The following is a 15,300-nucleotide window of genomic DNA, read 5'->3' as shown; positions in this document are numbered from 1 at the left end:
GCGCGGCCGACGCGTGCCGGCGAGTGAATGCACGCCGTCCTTGCTATGATCGCGTGACGGGTCGATGCGTCAGCGAATGCTTCGCGCATCGGCCGGCATCGTCACCGAATTCCGGAATGACCCGAAGACCCGAAGGCGTGTACTCGCCCGGCTCCCGCAGTCAACGAAACCCAAGGCAACGACAAATGGCAGCAGACATCGACGTCAAGCAGCGCTTTTTCCCGCATACGCAAGACGAACTGAAGGAGATCGCCTCCGACATCCTGCGCTACGCGAAGGAGTTGGGCGCGAGCGATGCCGCCACCGAAATCTCCGAAGGCGACGGCCTCTCGGTGAGCGTGCGGCGCGGCGAAGTGGAAACGATCGAGCACAACCGCGACAAGATGGTCGGCGTGACGGTGTTCATCGGCAAGAAGCGCGGCAACGCAAGCACCGCCGACTTCACGCGCGAGGCGTTGCGCGACACGGTCGCGGCGGCGTACAACATCGCGCGATTCACGGCGGAAGACAGCGCGGCCGGGCTCGCCGAGGAAGATTTGCTCGAGAAGGCGCCGCAGGATCTCGATCTGTATCACCCTTGGGACATCGACGCCGACGAAGCCGCCGAGATCGCGCGCCGCGCCGAGCAGGCCGCGTTCGCCGTCGACAAGCGCATCAGCAATTCGGAAGGCGCGAGCGTGTCCGCGCAGCATTCGCAATTCGTGCTCGCGACGTCGCGTGGCTTCGTGGCGGGGTATCCGTATTCGCGGCATTACATCGCGTGCGCGCCCATCGCGGCGAGCGGGCGCGACATGCAGCGCGACGACTGGTACACGTCCAAGCGCGATGCCTCGCAACTCGCCGATCCCGAAGCCGTCGGGCGTTACGCTGCCCAGCGCGCGCTTGCTCGTTTGAACGCGCGCAGCCTCGATACGCGCAAGTGCCGCGTGCTGTTCGAAGCGCCGCTCGCGGCGGGCATTCTCGGCGCGTTCGTGCAGTCGGTGAGCGGCGGTGCGCTTTATCGCAAGACGACGTTTCTCGTCGATAGCCTCGGCAAGCCGGTGTTCGCGCCGCACGTTCAGATCGTCGAAGACCCGCATGTGCGCGGCGGCATGGGCAGCGCCCCGTTCGACGAAGAAGGCGTGCGCACGCAGAAGCGCAATGTCGTCGAGGATGGCGTCGTGCAGGGGTATTTTCTGTCGACTTACTCGGCGCGCAAGCTCGGCATGCAGACGACCGGCAACGCCGGCGGTTCGCATAATCTTTCCATGCGAAGCACGCATACGCGGCCCGAGGATGATTTCGAAGCGATGCTCAAGAAGCTCGGCACCGGGTTGCTGCTCACCGAGTTGATGGGGCAGGGCGTGAATTACGTCACCGGGGATTATTCGCGCGGCGCGTCGGGGTTCTGGGTCGAGAATGGGCAGATTCAGTATGCCGTCGAGGAAATTACTGTCGCTAGCACGCTGCAGGAGATGTTTCGACACATCGAAGCCATTGGCGCCGATACCGTCGTGCGTGGCACTAAAGCTATCGGGTCTGTGCTCATCGAAAGGATGACTGTCGCGGGACAGTAAGCCTTTTTTCGGGGAGCTTGTTTTCGGGGAGCTTGTTTTCGTGTCGGTCTATTAGGTCGCCCCTCCCCGGGGCGGGGGTCACTTTCTTTGCTGCTGCAAAGAAAGTAACCAAAGAAAGCAGCTTTTTCGCCCGCTGTTCGTTTCGATGGTGCACTCCGTAGAAACACGTTGGCACTCAGCTTGACACAACCCTGAATCACCTTCCGCGCCCGCTGAGCGCCACGTCCTCCGAGCCCCTCGGCTCGTTAACACCTACGCGTCTTTCGTTTTATTCGCGCGTTCGTAGGTCACGAACGCATAGTCAAACTCATTCGGGGGCGCCGCCCTATGGCGCTCGCGCGATACTTCCCGCCATCGCAGCGCGTCCGGTGCTTCGAAGTGCGCGTTGCCCTCGAAATCCGCATCGATCTCCGTCACGATCATCTTTTGCGCGCGACCGATTCCGTCGCCGTACAGTTGCGCGCCACCTATCAGGAACGCCTCCGCCGCACCATCCGCCGACGCCAGCGACAGCGCCTCCTCAATGCTCGTCACCGTATCGCAGCCCTCATAGCGGCGCGCCGCATCGCGCGTCACCACGATGTTGCGTCGGCCCGGCAGCGGCCGACCAATCGACTCATGCGTCTTGCGACCCATGATGATCGGCGCACCCATCGTCGTGCGCTTGAAAAAGGCCAGGTCCTCAGGAAGGCGCCACGGCAGTTGGTTGTCACGCCCAATCACGCCATTGCGCGACCGCGCGACAATCAAAGTCAACGTCGTCATGTGCAGTAGAAAGTCAGGCCACAACGGCCGGGCACGATTCTAACCCGCGCACGCAAGCCGCCGTGACCATCGGCACGAATGGCGAACGTCGCGGGGAGTGCCGTCGAGGCCGTCAGGCGTCCGGCGAATCGTCGTCGCGGTCAGGCATCGAACGCTGAATCTCCGGCGATACCTCGTCCCACAGCGTCACGCTATGACTCACGCCCGCCGGACGTTCAATCACGCGCCAGCCGATGTCTGCACTGCGCTCCGAATTCCAGCCCGAGCCGTCGGTTTCGTCGCCATCGGCGAATTGCGCGGCGGCCAAGGCGCCACGCGGTAAATTCTTGTCGAGAGCCATCATTGACCACGAAAATACCAGCAATTTATTCCGGGACGCTATTCGCGGAAATAAAGTTATTAGAAACCCGGTATGAAAGGCATTACCGGAAAATCATTCCGGTTACGCTCGCCGTCGCGGCAGATATGTCGTGCGCAACGCGAGCGCAATTAAGCCAAATGCGTGCCATTCTCGGTTGGCGCTTGCTGCACATGGCTTCGAGGCAATCTCGTGTAAAGTGTTGGCGTGCAATCGCGCGAAAACGTTTCAATCGTGATACGCCACGCGAGAAAAACCTGAATTTCCGTCGGATACGTTATATGCTTTCGTCCTATAAAAATGGGGACGCAAATTTTTAACCGACGCGTGTGAAGATCGTGCGGAGCCACAGCCAGTAAGGTTTCGTGGCTATTGCCGCGCCTTTTCATGGTATTTGTTTTCGCTGTTTCTGGGTTATAGTAGTCTCTCCATCGCGGCGCAGAATCATACAAAAAGGGTTTCGCGGAAGGGGCGCAGGTGTTTCGTGCGCGTGTTCCCGGGGGCAACGTATTGAAATTGCAAGTCCGTTCGACGCACCTGCGAAGTCTGCATGTAGCGAGAGCCTGAACTACGCGACCTTTTCAACGAACGTTGAACCAAGGATCTGAATAATGGACGTCGCTCGGCGGCAACTCATCTATGTGACTCGCGATCCCAGCGAGACGCTATGCGCGCGTTTCGAGGAGCGCGGCTGGCAAATCGAGATCGTGGCGAGCGCGCGCGATACGCGCAAGGCGCTGCGCAGCGACCTGGCAATGGGCGGGCTGCTGGATCTCTCGAGTCATTTCGAATCGCACGAACTCGCGGCATTCGAATCGTCGCTGACCATGACCAACGTCGGCTGGGTCGCGGCAACCATTTCCGGCCAACTGGAAGACGCCGCCGTGCGCCGGCTGATCCGCGATTATTGTTTCGACTACGTGACGCTGCCGACGTCGAATGACCGCATCGTCGATTCCGTGGGCCACGCGTTCGGCATGGTCTCGCTGCACGACGCCGCCTCGAACGATCCGCGCATCGAAGGCCGCGCGGAAGGCGAAATGGTCGGTTCCTGCGACGCCATGCTCGCGCTGTTCCGCTCCATCCGCAAAGTCGCCATGACCGACGCGCCCGTGTTCATCTCCGGCGAATCGGGCACCGGCAAGGAACTCACGGCAGTCGCCATTCACGAGCGCTCGGCGCGCCGCGATCAGCCGTTCGTCGCGATCAACTGCGGCGCGATCCCCGCGCATCTGCTGCAATCGGAACTCTTCGGCTACGAACGCGGCGCATTCACGGGCGCGAACCAGCGCAAGATCGGGCGCGTGGAAGCGGCCAACGGCGGCACGCTGTTCCTCGACGAAATCGGCGATCTGCCGCTCGAAAGCCAGGCGAGCCTGTTGCGCTTCCTGCAGGAGCGCAAGGTCGAACGTCTGGGCGGACACGGCTCGACGCCGGTGGACGTGCGCATCATCTCGGCGACGCACGTGGACATGCAAACCGCGATGATCGAAGGGCGCTTCCGCGCCGACCTCTATCACCGCCTGTGCGTGCTGCAGATCGACGAGCCGCCGCTGCGCGCGCGCGGCAAGGACATCGAACTGCTCGCGAAGCACATGCTCGACCGCTTCAAGAAGGACGCGAGCCGCCGTCTGCGCGGATTCTCGCCGTGCGCCATCGCGGCGATCCACAACTACGGCTGGCCGGGCAATGTGCGCGAGCTGATCAACCGCGTGCGCCGCGCCATCGTCATGTCCGAAGGGCGGCAGATCACCGCGCGCGATCTCGAACTGGGCGAATACGTCGAAGTCGCGCCCGTTTCGCTTGCGCAGGCGCGCGAAGCGGCGGAGCGGCAGGCGATCGAACTTGCGCTTCTGCGCCATCGCGGACGCCTGGGCGACGCCGCGCACGAACTCGGCATTTCGCGCGTGACGCTGTATCGGCTGCTGAGCGCGCACGGCATGCGCCACATCGAAGTCGATGCCCCGCCGGAACACGCCACGCGCGGCTGATCCTGCAAGATTGCTGCTGGAAAACGGGCGCCGGAAGGCGCCCGTTTCTATTTTCGCGACGCGGCGCAGCCCGTTGTTCCGCTTGGTAAAATCGATTTTTTTCCGCCTCTTCTCGCGCGGCACGTGCCGGCATCCAAGGAACATCGAATGAAACAGTATCTCGAGCTCGTCCAGACGATCCTCGATACCGGCACCTGGCAGGAAAACCGCACCGGCATCCGCACGATCAGCATGCCCGGCGCCATGTTGCGCTTCGACCTGCAGCAAGGCTTTCCCGCCGTGACCACGAAGAAGCTCGCGTTCAAGTCGGCGATCGGCGAAATGGTCGGCTTCCTGCGCGCGTCGCGCAGCGCGGCGGACTTCCGGGCGCTCGGCTGCAAGGTCTGGGACGCCAACGCGAACGAAAATCCGCAGTGGCTCGAGAACCCGTATCGGCAGGGACCGGACGATCTCGGCGATGTCTACGGCGTGCAATGGCGTCAATGGCCCGCGTACAAGCTGATCGACGCGAGCGCGGGCGAGCAGATCGCCGACGCCACGAATCGCGGTTACGAACTGGTGACGAGCTTCGTCGAAAACGGGCGCGAGCAGGTGCTGCTGTACAAGGCCATCGACCAGTTGCGCCAGTGTCTCGACACGATCATCGAGCGTCCCACCGACCGGCGCATTCTGTTTCATGCATGGAACCCGGCCAAGCTCGACGAGATCGCGCTGCCCGCGTGCCACTTGCTTTACCAGTTCCTTCCGAACGTGACGAAGCGCGAGATTTCGCTGTGTCTGTATATCCGCAGCAACGACGTCGGGCTCGGCACGCCGTTCAATCTGACGGAAGGCGCGGCGCTGCTGCATCTCGTCGGACGGCTCACGGGTTATACGCCGCGCTGGTTCACGTACTTTATCGGCGATGCGCACATCTACGAGAATCAGCTCGACATGCTCAACGAGCAGTTGAAGCGCGAGCCGTATCCGTCGCCGCAACTGATCATTTCGGATCGCGTGCCGGACTACGCGGTCACGAAGCGGTACGAGCCGGAGTGGCTGGAGAAGGTCGAGCCGGCGGATTTCGCGCTCGAAGGGTACAAGCATCACGATCCGATTAGCGCGCCGATGGCGGTCTGATCGAACGAAGCGCGGTTTCAGCCGCGCTTTTTTTACGCCTGCCGCCGGGACAGGAAGTCGTCGAAATGCCGCTGTCCGGCGGGCGTCACGCGCAACACGCGACGCTTCGCCGTCCGCTCGATCCATCCGTGCGTCTCGCAGGCGTCGAGATAAGCCGCGCCCAGCGCGCCGCCCAGATGCGGACGCCGCTCGCTCCAGTCGATGCACGTGCACGCAAACCGCCGACGCCGCGCGCGCTGCGCATTCAGATCGATGCCGAGCCGCGCGAACGCCATCGCACCGTCGGGCGTGGCGTCGAGCGCTTCGGATGCCGCCGTGAGCCATCCACGGGCCATCATGCCGTCGAAAAGCCGCACGGCGAGTTCGCCCGCGAGGTGGTCGTAGCAAGTGCGCGCGTAGCGCATTTCCAGCGGCACCGCGCTCGGCCGATGCTCCGTCGCGCGTTGCGGCGCGCTCGCGCGGGCGAGATTGGCGAGCGCTTCGATGGCAGCGGCGATATCCGCCGTCGCGATCCTGTAATAGCGATGCCGCCCGCTGACTTCGAGCGCCAGCAGCCCGCCCTCGGTCAGCCGCGCGAGATGCCCGCTCGCAGCGGACGGGGAAACGCCCGCGATCATCGTGAGTTCGCCGGCGGGGCGCGCGGCGCCGTCCATCAGCGACCAGAGCATCGCGGCGCGGCCGGGATCGGCGAGCAGCGCGCCGATGCGCGACAGGCCGGGAAAATGCCGGGAGCGGGAGTCGTCGTTCATGTCGATTGATCCGAAAGCAGTCGATGCTCTCACTCTAACGCGCCCGCGCAACCGACGTTTCACGGCTGCATGAAATGTCGATGCAAGACGTGCGGCGCTAAAATGGCCGCTCGCATTGCACGCACGTCGGAAGGGGAGTGAGCATGTCCAGATTCATCGCCATCGGCGCCGCGCTCGGCGCCTTGATGCTCTGCGCGGGATGCGCGGGCGGGCCATCGTCGGCGTCGTCGGGTTCGGGCGGCAGCATCACCATGTACGGCACCATCGATCAGGGCATCACCGTGCGTAACTAGCCGCGCGTTTTGTCGGTCCTATAATGCGCGCTTCGTCACTTTGCGCTTCGCCATCGCCATGAACACGCCGATTCAGTCTTCCGCCGCCGCGCCCGCGCCGCCCAACGGCCGCGCCGAAACCACGTTTCGCTTTCTCGCCGAGCCAAGCTCGGTCAACTTCGGCGGCAAGGTGCACGGCGGCGCGTTGATGAAGTGGATCGACGAAACCGCCTACGCCTGCGCCGCGATGTGGTCCGGGCGCTATGCGGTGACGGTGAGCGTCGGCAACATCCGCTTCCGGCGGCCCATTCTCGTCGGCAATCTGGTGGAACTGCGCGCGCGCGTCGTCGCGACGGGCCGCACGAGCATGCACATCCATATTTCGGTTCACGCGGGCGATCCTAAAGTCGGCGAGCTTGCACAGACCACGGATTGCCTGATGGTCTTCGTCGCCGTCGATGAAACCGGCCAGCCGACGCCCGTGCCCGCGTTCGTGCCGGAATCGGACGAAGAGAAGCGCCTCGCGCGTTACGCGATGGACGTGAAGGACGCGCTCGACGCGATCGTCGAGCTGAAGCCGGAAGAAGTGGCGGCGGGCAAGGTCTGACCCGCCGCGCGGTGCCCGAGGAAGCCGCTCAACCGTTGCCGACCATGTCCTGCGGCTTCACCCATTCGTCGAACTGCTGCTCGGTCACATGGCCGAGCGCGAGCGCCGCGGCCTTCAGCGTGGTGCCTTCCTTGTGCGCTTTCTTCGCGATCTGCGCGGCCTTGTCATAGCCGATGTGCGGATTGAGCGCCGTCACCAGCATCAGCGATTCGTTCAGCAGGCTCTCGATGCGCGCCTCGTTCGCCTCGATGCCGACCGCGCAGTTGTCGTTGAAGCTCTGCGCGCCGTCCGCGAGCAGGCGCACCGACTGCAGCACGTTATGCGCGATCATCGGCCGGAACACGTTCAGCTCGAAGTTGCCGCTCGCCCCGCCGATGTTCACCGCGACGTCGTTGCCGAACACCTGGCAGCAGAGCATCGTGACGGCTTCGGACTGCGTCGGGTTCACCTTGCCCGGCATGATGGAACTGCCCGGCTCGTTCTCCGGAATCGACAATTCGCCGAGCCCGCAGCGCGGTCCGCTCGCGAGCCAGCGGATGTCGTTGGCGATCTTCATCAGGCTCGCGGCGACGGTTTTCAGCGCGCCGTGCGCGGCGACGAGCGCATCGGCGGCGGCCATCACTTCGAACTTATTCGGCGCGGTTTCGAAGGGCAGGGCGGTGAGCTTGCCGATCGCCTGCGCGACCTTCACCGCGAATTCCGGATGCGCGTTGAGTCCCGTGCCGACCGCCGTGCCGCCTTGCGCCAACTGATACAGATGCGGCAGCGTGGCTTCGACGTGACGAATGCCCTGATCCAGCTGCGCGACGTAGCCTGAAAATTCCTGGCCGAGCGTGAGCGGCGTCGCGTCCTGCAGATGCGTGCGGCCGATCTTCACGATATCCGCGAACTGCTTCGATTTCTGATCGAGCGTCGCGCGCAGCGTCTTAAGCGACGGCACGAGATGCTTGACGATCGCGTACGCGGCGGCGACGTGCATCGCGGTCGGGAACACGTCGTTCGACGACTGGCCGCGATTCACGTCGTCGTTCGGATGCACGAGCCGTTCCTCGCCGCGCGGCCCGCCGAGAATCTCGCTCGCGCGATTGGCGATGACCTCGTTCAGGTTCATGTTCGTCTGCGTGCCGGAGCCCGTTTGCCAGACCGCGAGCGGAAATTCGTCCGGATGCTTGCCGTCGATGATCTCGTCGGCGGCCTGCATGATCGCCTGCGCCTTTTTCGCGTCGAGCTGCTTGAGTTCCGCGTTCACTTCGGCGGCGGCGCGCTTGATGACGGCGAGCGCGGTGATCAGTTCGGGCGACTGCTTCTCCGACGAAATCCTGAAGTTTTGCAGCGAGCGTTGCGTCTGCGCGCCCCAAAGCTTGCCGTTCGGCACGGCGATCTCGCCGAACGTGTCCTTCTCCATGCGTACATCGCCCTGCGCGTTCTGTGTCATGGTGCGAAGTTCCTCGTGAGTTTCATCAAAGCTGATTGTCGACGGGCAGCAGCATGAAGAGGCCGGTCATCATATTGCGGTAAAGGCCGGCTTCAGGGTCCAGGTCGTAACTGACCGTGCCTTTGTCTTCGTGCGTCGTCCAGACGAGGCCGGATTGCGGCGACCCCGTGCGGCGCCGTTCCGCCGTCACCGCCGCGCTCGCCAGTTCCACGCGATAGCTCGCTTGCGGCGAGATTCCGCGATCGAACAGGCCGGCGGCTTCTTCCGCGATTGGCTTGCTGTGGATCACGAGCGCGAGTTCGGTGTTGAGTTGCGCCGAGCGCGGATCGAGATTCATCGAGCCGATCACGAGGATACTCCGATCGATCACATACGCCTTGGCGTGCAGGCTCGCGCGCGACTGCGACCCGAACAGCCCCGCGCGCGGGCGGCCTTCGCCTTCGGCCTGCAGCGGCTTGAATTCGTACAGTTCGACGCCGTTCTCCAAAAGCGGAATGCGATACGGCGAATAGCCGGCGTGGACCGCGACGGCATCGGTGGCGGCGAGCGAATTCGTCAGCACCGCGACGCGCACGTTCCGGTGCGAGACATCGGCGAGCGCCTTCACGCCGACGTCGTGCGGCACGAAATACGGCGAGAGGATCAGGAATTCGCTCTGCGCGTTCTTCAGCAGATCGACGAGACGCGTCATCGGCGGGCTTTTGTAGTCGTCGCTCGGATGCTCGATCTTCGACGGCGAATCCACCTGGAATTCGATCGGCGCCCACGTGAGGCTCATTTCCTCGCGCGCGATCTGCTGCGCGAGCGGCGTCGCGTTGAGCGGCTTCGCGTTGAGCGGCTCGGCGTCGTGCCGCCAGTGCGCGCGCAGGTCTTCGCGCGTCTTGTCGAGATCGGCGGGATCGAACTTCTGCTTGTTCAGAACGCGCAGCGGATACGAGAGCGTGCTGTTCCAGTAATCGTCGAAGCTCGCGGAAATCTGCTGCGTGACGGGGCCGGCGGCGAAGGCGTCGAGGTCGCGGAACTGCAGCGTCGGACTGGCGCTGAAGTATTCGTCGCCGAGATTGCGCCCGCCGACAATCGCGATCTGGTTGTCCGCGATCATCGCCTTGTTGTGCATGCGGCGCGTGAAGTGATCGAGGTTCGTGAAGAAGTTGCGCGTGCGCTCGGAGAAGCTGCGCTGCGCGCTGCCGTACGGATTGAAGACGCGAATCTCGATGTTGTCGTGCGAGTTGAGCGCCGCCATGATGCGGTCGATGTCCTTGAAATTCAGGTCGTCGACGAGCATGCGCACGCGCACGCCGCGATCCGCCGCATAGAGCGCGGCCCCGAGCAGCAGCTTGCCGGTGTTGTCTTCCTCGGCGATGTAGTACTGCATGTCGAGCGTCTTCGTCGCCGCGCGAGCGAGCGCGATGCGGGCCTGCAACGCATCGGTGCCGGTGGGAAGCAGGCGCACGGCGGATTCGTCCGGATGCTGCTTTTCGAGCGGCGCCAGCGCGGCGGCGAGCGGCGTTTCCACGCTGGTCGCGAGCGCGTGACTCGGCGGACGATCGAAGGCCGTCGCGGGCGGACGGGTCGCGCAGGCGGTGAGCGCGAGCGCGGCCGAGGCGGCTAACGTGGCGATGCATCGCGCCGCGATGTTCCGCGCGCTCGATGCATTCCGTCCTTCGTTCTTTACAACCTTATTTGCAGCTTCTGACATTCCCCGGCTTTCGAACACTGGCAACCTCTTCTTGTGATCGTCTTGGCCCGGCTCGAGCGAATGCGAGCGCGGTATGTAAGTTCGCGCGGAGCAAGGAACGTGCTCGGTACTTTTTATTTTGCCGGAAAGATTCCGGGGCGACGGACGATCACGCGCGCTTCACACGCGGTGCGGCGGGCGCCGGCAGGAACCCGCCTGAAGGTTGCGTACTCGAATTACGCCGGGTTCGCCGCGACGAAATTCTTGAACACGGCGTAGGCCGGATTCTTCGTCACGCCGTCGGCCTGAATGAGACCGTAGTCCGCGTCGATCACCGCGTACATCATGATCGACTGGATGTTGTAGCGGTCCTTGATCGCGCGATACTGCGCGAGCGCCTTCGCCGTGTACGCAGCAGCCGACTGCGGCGTGTCGTTCGCGCCGGACCAGCCCCATTCGGTCAGCCAGATCGGCACGTTGAACGAATCCTTCAGCACTTGCAGCACGTCGACGCACGCGTTGTTGCGGCCGCCGCACTGGATATCGCCCGAACTCTTGTACCAGTGATACGTCGTGAAGTCCCAGCGCAGCGATGCCGCGCCGCTCACGCCTTGCGCCGTGCCGTCGGGCGCGATGCCGTTCCACAGCATTTGCAGCGCGCGATAGGCCATCGGGATGCCCACGTTGACGCCGCACTGGATGGTCGGATCGATCGCGCGCACGCCGTCGATCATGCCGCGCAGCACGCCGCGGAACGACGGCCAGCACGCCGGATCCCAGTCGGCGGTCGAGCTGCCGTCGCCCGCGATCTTCAGATCCACGTCGAGTTCGTTGCCGCACTCGATGTACTTCACGAGTCCCTTCAGCGGACGCGTGCAGCGCACGGCGAGGTCGTAGCCGAGCGAGTAGGCATCGGCTTCGCTGCTGTGCGGGTCCCAGTGCGCGGAAAGCGGATTGAACACCGGCAGGATCGATACGCCGCTGTTGGCGAACGGTCCCTTCAGCGCGTTGGCGAGCGTGGTCGCCATGCCGCCGTCCGCGATGTCGCAGCGATAGTTCGTCACGCCGAGATCCTGCAGGATGGCGAGCTGGGCGGCGGGCGGCATCGTCTTGTAGATGCCGTCGCCCCACGCCATGTGACCGTTGATGCCGTAGAAGAGGCCATCCGATGCGGATGCCGATGCGCTTTGCGTCGCGGTCTCGGTCTCGGTCGCCGATTGCGCGGCGCTGTTTGCGTTCGTGCTCGTGTTCGTGCTTGCGCTGGTGCTGGTGCTTGCGCTCGTGCTCGTGCTCGTGCTCGTGCTCGTGCTCGCGGTGCCGGTTGCCGCCTGCGTGCCGGCATCGGGTGTCGGCGTTGCCTTGGTGGCGCTGCCGGGAACCTGCGCGCTGCCGCCACCGCCGCCGCCGCAACCGGCGAGCACGGCGCTGCCGGCCGACGCGAGCATCATCGCGAGAAACGTCCTGCGCTTTGGCGAATTGAGTGGATCGGTTGAAACGGCAAGAGGACGTCGTGAGGCTTCGTTGTGAGCGTGCATGGCCGCAAAGGGTGGCGTTGATGCTCACGTTTACGGCGATGCAAAGAGGGGCTTGACCCGTCTTGAGTGCGTCCGCTTAAAAACATTCGATGCGCGCCGACACTTTTACCGATGCATGCGCGATCGGGCTGCTGACGGGACGCAACACACGACATGCCAATCGAGCCGGCGAAAAAAAGCCCGCTCGGCAGAGCGGGCCTACAACCCCTGTTACTGGAGTCTCAAGGAGGAGACGGCTTCATCGTAGCAACGCGGCGCGCGCGGCCCAACCAAGCATTCATGCTTTGCATATGCAAGCGCGAACTCAGGCTGCGCGACGCGGCGACGGATCGACGGAAGCCGCCGAAGGCGCCACGCCCGACGCCACGAGCCGCTTGCTGATGCGATGAAACCGCAGCGTCATCAGCACCGCGACGCTCGCGAGTCCCGCCGCGAGTCCCCACCACAAGCCCTTCGCGCCGAGGCCGAAGTGGAACGCGAGCGCATAGCCCGTCGGGAACCCGACGCCCCAGTAGCCGAACGCCGCCGCGAGCATCGGCACGCGCGTGTCCTTCAGACCGCGCAGGCAGCCGGAGCCGACCGTCTGCATGCCATCGACGATCTGGAACACGGCCGCCACGCCCAGCAGCGACGCCGCGAGCGACACGGTGTGCGCGTTGGCGGGATCGTCGAGATGGAGATACAGGCCGACGATCGCGTGCGGCGCGGTAATCAGCACGAGCCCTGAGCACATCATGAAGCCGACGCCCAACGCCAGCGCGACGAAGCCCGCATGCCGCGCGGCGACCGGCACGCCCGCGCCGACCCAGTAGCCGACGCGCACGTTCGCCGCCTGGCCGATGGCAAGCGGCACCATGAACGCCACCGACGCGACGTTCAGCGCGATCTGATGCGCGGCGAGCGGCGCTTCGCCGAGCAGGCCGACCATCATGCCGGTCGCGAGAAAGAGCGTGGATTCGACGCCATACGTGATCGCCACCGGCCAGCCGATGCCGAACAGTTCGCCGAGCAGCGGCAGATGCGGACGCGCCGCCACCACGAAATGCCGGTAACGCGGACGCAGATGCAACAGCGCGACGAGCGCGAAAGCCGTCAGCCACACGGTGATGGTCGTCGCCGCCGCCGAGCCGACGAAGCCCTCGCGCGGCAGGCCGTATGCGCCGTGAATCAGCCCGTAGTTGAGAAAGCCGTTGACGAACACGCCGCCGATCGACACCCACAGAAGCCGCTTCGCCGCGCCGATCGCGGGCAGGAACGCACGCATCATCCCGATGCCGATCAGGCTGCCCGGCGTGCCCCAGCGCAGCATCGCGCAATATTCGCCGACGTTGCGCGCGAGCGTCGCGGGTTCGTGGAACGCGAGCAGAATCGGCTCGGCGTAGCTCAGGAGCACGAACGCGGGCACCGCGAGCAGCACGGAAAGCAGCAGCCCCGTCCAGTAGATGCTGGGCACGCGCTCTTCCGCGTTCGCGCCGCGCGCATGCGCCACCGATACGCTCACCGACGTCAGCACGCCTTGCAGCAGCGTCACCACGACGAAGAACAGGTTCGCGCCGAGGCCGCCGGCCGCGAGCGCGTCGGGGCCGAGCGAGCCGAGCAGGATGGTGTCGGTGACGCCCATCGCCATTTGCGAAAGCTGCGCGATGGCGAGCGGCGCGGCGAGGCGCGCGGTATCGACGGCGTGGCGCGAGAGCGTCGGCGGCCCCTGATGCGCGTGTTGCGCGTTCTTCACGCGCGTGGTGTGCGATTGCATGATCGAAGGAAACTGAGCGGGAACGGGCGGCAACGGCCAGGCGCGGTCCACGCTCGAAAGGCTTGAACCGGGGCGCTGAAACCCGAACGAAAGACGACTAGCTTATTGCGTGGCGCGCGGCATGTCGATGACGCGTCCTGTTATGGCCGGGTTTTGACAATCCGGCGGCGCTTTCGCGCAAGCGCTGCGCTCACTCGGCGGCGGGCGCGCGCACGCGGATCTTCTGCCCGTCGAGCATCACCACCTGGCCCGCGCGGATCTTGCAGGTCTTGCGCAGTTCCACTTTGCCGTCGACGGTGACATCGCCCATTGCGACGCGCGCCTTCGCGGAGCCGCCGCTGTCGGCCAGGCCCATCAGCTTGAGCAGGTTGTGGAGTTCGACGAAGTCGCCCGTGAGGGTGAAGTGAAGCTGGGGCATGGCGGGCGGGGGAGAGCGGTGCAAAGACAGCCATCATAAATCATCGGGTACGCGTCGTGCTCCTGCTTCGTGGACCGCGAACGATCGAACGGAAAGCCGGTTCGATCCATTCAGCGGCGGGACCGGCGGGAAATGTAGCCAAGTGAAACGGTCGGTAACAGTGACTGATTTCGTGAAACTCGACGGGTGATCGCCCGGTCTCTCAGTTTGATCGATGCAGCTTCGGTCATCTTCGAAACGACAAGCGTCGTGCGCTGCGCTTCTCCTGAAGCCACGCGTTCGCGCTACCAAAAGAGAGGAATCGCTCATGACTAAGGCTCGAATTCTGATGATCAGTACCGCTTTCGCGGCCCTCGCCACCACTGCCGCGCACGCGCAGACCGCCCAGCCGATGCAGGCCGCGCCGGGCGCCGACGCGCAAGGCCAGGTCTCGATGCAGGCCCAGCAGCCGATGTCGCCGCCGCCGCAGAACATGGTCGCGCCGGCATCGCAGGATCCGCTGGTGCAAAAGCGCAACGCCGACGCGCAGGCGAACGCGGAATATCGCGCGTCGAAGAAGGCATCCAAGGCCGAAATGAAGGCCGCGAACAAGGAAGCCAAGGCGCAATACAAGCAGCAAGTGCGCAACGCGAAAATCAACAAGAAGGCCGACAAGGAAACCGCGAAGGACGATCTGAACGCCGCGGCCGACCACGCGCCGAAGGATCAGGGCGAGCAGCACTAAGCTGCCGGACTGAGACAAGCCGCGAGGCTCCCGGCCGGGACTTCGCGGCAGCCACCAACGGGAGGACACCATGACACGACGCACGAATGCACTGCTGGCCGCGCTCGTCGCGGGCGCGCTGGCGAGCGTGAGCGCGGCATCGATCGCGCAAACGGCCAACGCTCCGGCGACGCACGCCGACAAGAAGGCCGCGAAGAAGCAGGCCGAAGCCGACAAGGACGCCACTGTCGCGCAGGCGAAGGCCGACAAGAAGAAGACGGAATCGCAATCCGAAGCAAACGAAGCCGCAGCGGACGCGAAGCTGAAGGACGCCAAGAAGGCGGACTGACGCGTGTGATTC

Annotated in this window: 15 protein-coding genes; 7 read left to right on the top strand and 8 right to left on the bottom strand. The window is 64.5% G+C overall.

Going from position 1 to position 15,300, the window contains the following annotated elements; genetic code table 11:
* Positions 1 to 185: 185 nt before the first annotated feature.
* Complete coding sequence (pmbA, locus tag NCR39_RS09770) at positions 186 to 1,556, top strand: metalloprotease PmbA (protein WP_250451992.1); 1,371 nt, start codon at positions 186 to 188, stop codon at positions 1,554 to 1,556.
* Positions 1,557 to 1,808: 252 nt separating this feature from the next.
* On the opposite strand, the gene NCR39_RS09765 is transcribed toward pmbA, so the two are convergent.
* Both NCR39_RS09765 and NCR39_RS09760 read right to left on the bottom strand, forming a co-directional pair.
* Positions 1,809 to 2,321: a dihydrofolate reductase gene (locus tag NCR39_RS09765; protein ID WP_250451991.1), complete on the bottom strand. Its 513-nt coding sequence runs from the start codon at positions 2,319 to 2,321 to the stop codon at positions 1,809 to 1,811.
* A 112-nt stretch (positions 2,322 to 2,433) separates the two neighbouring features.
* A complete protein-coding gene (locus tag NCR39_RS09760) occupies positions 2,434 to 2,628 on the bottom strand; it encodes a hypothetical protein (RefSeq protein ID WP_250451990.1) in 195 nt (64 codons plus the stop codon).
* Positions 2,629 to 3,290: 662 nt separating this feature from the next.
* Here NCR39_RS09760 and NCR39_RS09755 point away from each other — a divergent pair.
* Complete coding sequence (locus NCR39_RS09755; protein ID WP_040051363.1) at positions 3,291 to 4,670, top strand: sigma-54 dependent transcriptional regulator; 1,380 nt, start codon at positions 3,291 to 3,293, stop codon at positions 4,668 to 4,670.
* 147 nt (positions 4,671 to 4,817) lie between these two features.
* The gene (locus tag NCR39_RS09750; protein WP_250451989.1) at positions 4,818 to 5,789 is read left to right on the top strand and encodes a thymidylate synthase; all 972 of its coding nucleotides are present in this window, start codon (positions 4,818 to 4,820) and stop codon (positions 5,787 to 5,789) included.
* Positions 5,790 to 5,821: 32 nt separating this feature from the next.
* Here NCR39_RS09750 and NCR39_RS09745 read toward each other — a convergent pair whose 3' ends face one another.
* Positions 5,822 to 6,538 carry an ArsR/SmtB family transcription factor gene (locus NCR39_RS09745; RefSeq protein WP_250451988.1) on the bottom strand — a complete coding sequence of 239 codons (717 nt, stop codon included), beginning with the start codon at positions 6,536 to 6,538 and terminating at the stop codon, positions 5,822 to 5,824.
* A gap of 143 nt (positions 6,539 to 6,681) precedes the next feature.
* On the opposite strand from NCR39_RS09745, the gene NCR39_RS09740 reads away from it, so the two are divergent.
* Both NCR39_RS09740 and NCR39_RS09735 read left to right on the top strand, forming a co-directional pair.
* Entirely contained in the window at positions 6,682 to 6,831 is a 150-nt protein-coding gene (locus tag NCR39_RS09740; RefSeq protein WP_250451987.1) for a hypothetical protein, read from the top strand.
* A gap of 58 nt (positions 6,832 to 6,889) precedes the next feature.
* On the top strand, positions 6,890 to 7,417 hold the full coding sequence (locus NCR39_RS09735) for an acyl-CoA thioesterase (RefSeq protein ID WP_250451986.1): 528 nt from the start codon (positions 6,890 to 6,892) through the stop codon (positions 7,415 to 7,417).
* 28 nt (positions 7,418 to 7,445) lie between these two features.
* On the opposite strand, the gene fumC is transcribed toward NCR39_RS09735, so the two are convergent.
* The 5 genes from fumC to NCR39_RS09710 form a co-directional block, all read right to left on the bottom strand.
* The gene (gene fumC / locus NCR39_RS09730; RefSeq protein ID WP_250451985.1) at positions 7,446 to 8,852 is read right to left on the bottom strand and encodes a class II fumarate hydratase; all 1,407 of its coding nucleotides are present in this window, start codon (positions 8,850 to 8,852) and stop codon (positions 7,446 to 7,448) included.
* Between the two features lie 25 nt (positions 8,853 to 8,877).
* On the bottom strand, positions 8,878 to 10,551 hold the full coding sequence (locus NCR39_RS09725) for a phospholipase D family protein (RefSeq protein ID WP_250451984.1): 1,674 nt from the start codon (positions 10,549 to 10,551) through the stop codon (positions 8,878 to 8,880).
* A gap of 215 nt (positions 10,552 to 10,766) precedes the next feature.
* Entirely contained in the window at positions 10,767 to 11,978 is a 1,212-nt protein-coding gene (locus tag NCR39_RS09720; RefSeq protein ID WP_250451983.1) for a glycosyl hydrolase, read from the bottom strand.
* A 391-nt stretch (positions 11,979 to 12,369) separates the two neighbouring features.
* On the bottom strand, positions 12,370 to 13,818 hold the full coding sequence (locus NCR39_RS09715) for an MATE family efflux transporter (protein ID WP_250452051.1): 1,449 nt from the start codon (positions 13,816 to 13,818) through the stop codon (positions 12,370 to 12,372).
* 190 nt (positions 13,819 to 14,008) lie between these two features.
* Positions 14,009 to 14,236, bottom strand: a complete 228-nt coding sequence (locus NCR39_RS09710) for an RNA-binding S4 domain-containing protein (RefSeq protein ID WP_250451982.1) — start codon at positions 14,234 to 14,236, stop codon at positions 14,009 to 14,011.
* 307 nt (positions 14,237 to 14,543) lie between these two features.
* Between NCR39_RS09710 and NCR39_RS09705 the strand changes: the two genes are divergently transcribed.
* Both NCR39_RS09705 and NCR39_RS09700 read left to right on the top strand, forming a co-directional pair.
* The gene (locus NCR39_RS09705; RefSeq protein ID WP_250451981.1) at positions 14,544 to 14,960 is read left to right on the top strand and encodes a hypothetical protein; all 417 of its coding nucleotides are present in this window, start codon (positions 14,544 to 14,546) and stop codon (positions 14,958 to 14,960) included.
* A gap of 70 nt (positions 14,961 to 15,030) precedes the next feature.
* Positions 15,031 to 15,288, top strand: coding sequence for a hypothetical protein (locus tag NCR39_RS09700; protein ID WP_250451980.1), 258 nt, complete (start codon positions 15,031 to 15,033; stop codon positions 15,286 to 15,288).
* The last annotated feature ends 12 nt before the right edge of the window (positions 15,289 to 15,300 follow it).

This window comes from Caballeronia sp. ATUFL_M2_KS44, from assembly GCF_023630965.1.
GTDB classification, from domain to species: Bacteria; Pseudomonadota; Gammaproteobacteria; order Burkholderiales; family Burkholderiaceae; genus Caballeronia; species Caballeronia concitans.
The sequence above is the reverse complement of the archived record's forward strand: the minus strand, read 5'-3'. Positions and strand labels throughout refer to the sequence as shown.

Excerpts from the sequence above, each read along its gene's own strand:
- pmbA (WP_250451992.1), top strand. The coding sequence starts at position 186 with ATGGCAGCAGACATCGACGTCAAGCAGCGCTTTTTCCCGCATACGCAA.
- NCR39_RS09765 (WP_250451991.1), bottom strand. The coding sequence starts at position 2,321 with ATGACGACGTTGACTTTGATTGTCGCGCGGTCGCGCAATGGCGTGATT.
- NCR39_RS09755 (WP_040051363.1), top strand. The coding sequence starts at position 3,291 with ATGGACGTCGCTCGGCGGCAACTCATCTATGTGACTCGCGATCCCAGC.
- NCR39_RS09750 (WP_250451989.1), top strand. The coding sequence starts at position 4,818 with ATGAAACAGTATCTCGAGCTCGTCCAGACGATCCTCGATACCGGCACC.
- NCR39_RS09745 (WP_250451988.1), bottom strand. The coding sequence starts at position 6,538 with ATGAACGACGACTCCCGCTCCCGGCATTTTCCCGGCCTGTCGCGCATC.
- NCR39_RS09740 (WP_250451987.1), top strand. The coding sequence starts at position 6,682 with ATGTCCAGATTCATCGCCATCGGCGCCGCGCTCGGCGCCTTGATGCTC.
- NCR39_RS09735 (WP_250451986.1), top strand. The coding sequence starts at position 6,890 with ATGAACACGCCGATTCAGTCTTCCGCCGCCGCGCCCGCGCCGCCCAAC.
- fumC (WP_250451985.1), bottom strand. The coding sequence starts at position 8,852 with ATGACACAGAACGCGCAGGGCGATGTACGCATGGAGAAGGACACGTTC.
- NCR39_RS09725 (WP_250451984.1), bottom strand. The coding sequence starts at position 10,551 with ATGTCAGAAGCTGCAAATAAGGTTGTAAAGAACGAAGGACGGAATGCA.
- NCR39_RS09720 (WP_250451983.1), bottom strand. The coding sequence starts at position 11,978 with ATGATGCTCGCGTCGGCCGGCAGCGCCGTGCTCGCCGGTTGCGGCGGC.
- NCR39_RS09715 (WP_250452051.1), bottom strand. The coding sequence starts at position 13,818 with ATGCAATCGCACACCACGCGCGTGAAGAACGCGCAACACGCGCATCAG.
- NCR39_RS09710 (WP_250451982.1), bottom strand. The coding sequence starts at position 14,236 with ATGCCCCAGCTTCACTTCACCCTCACGGGCGACTTCGTCGAACTCCAC.
- NCR39_RS09705 (WP_250451981.1), top strand. The coding sequence starts at position 14,544 with ATGACTAAGGCTCGAATTCTGATGATCAGTACCGCTTTCGCGGCCCTC.
- NCR39_RS09700 (WP_250451980.1), top strand. The coding sequence starts at position 15,031 with ATGACACGACGCACGAATGCACTGCTGGCCGCGCTCGTCGCGGGCGCG.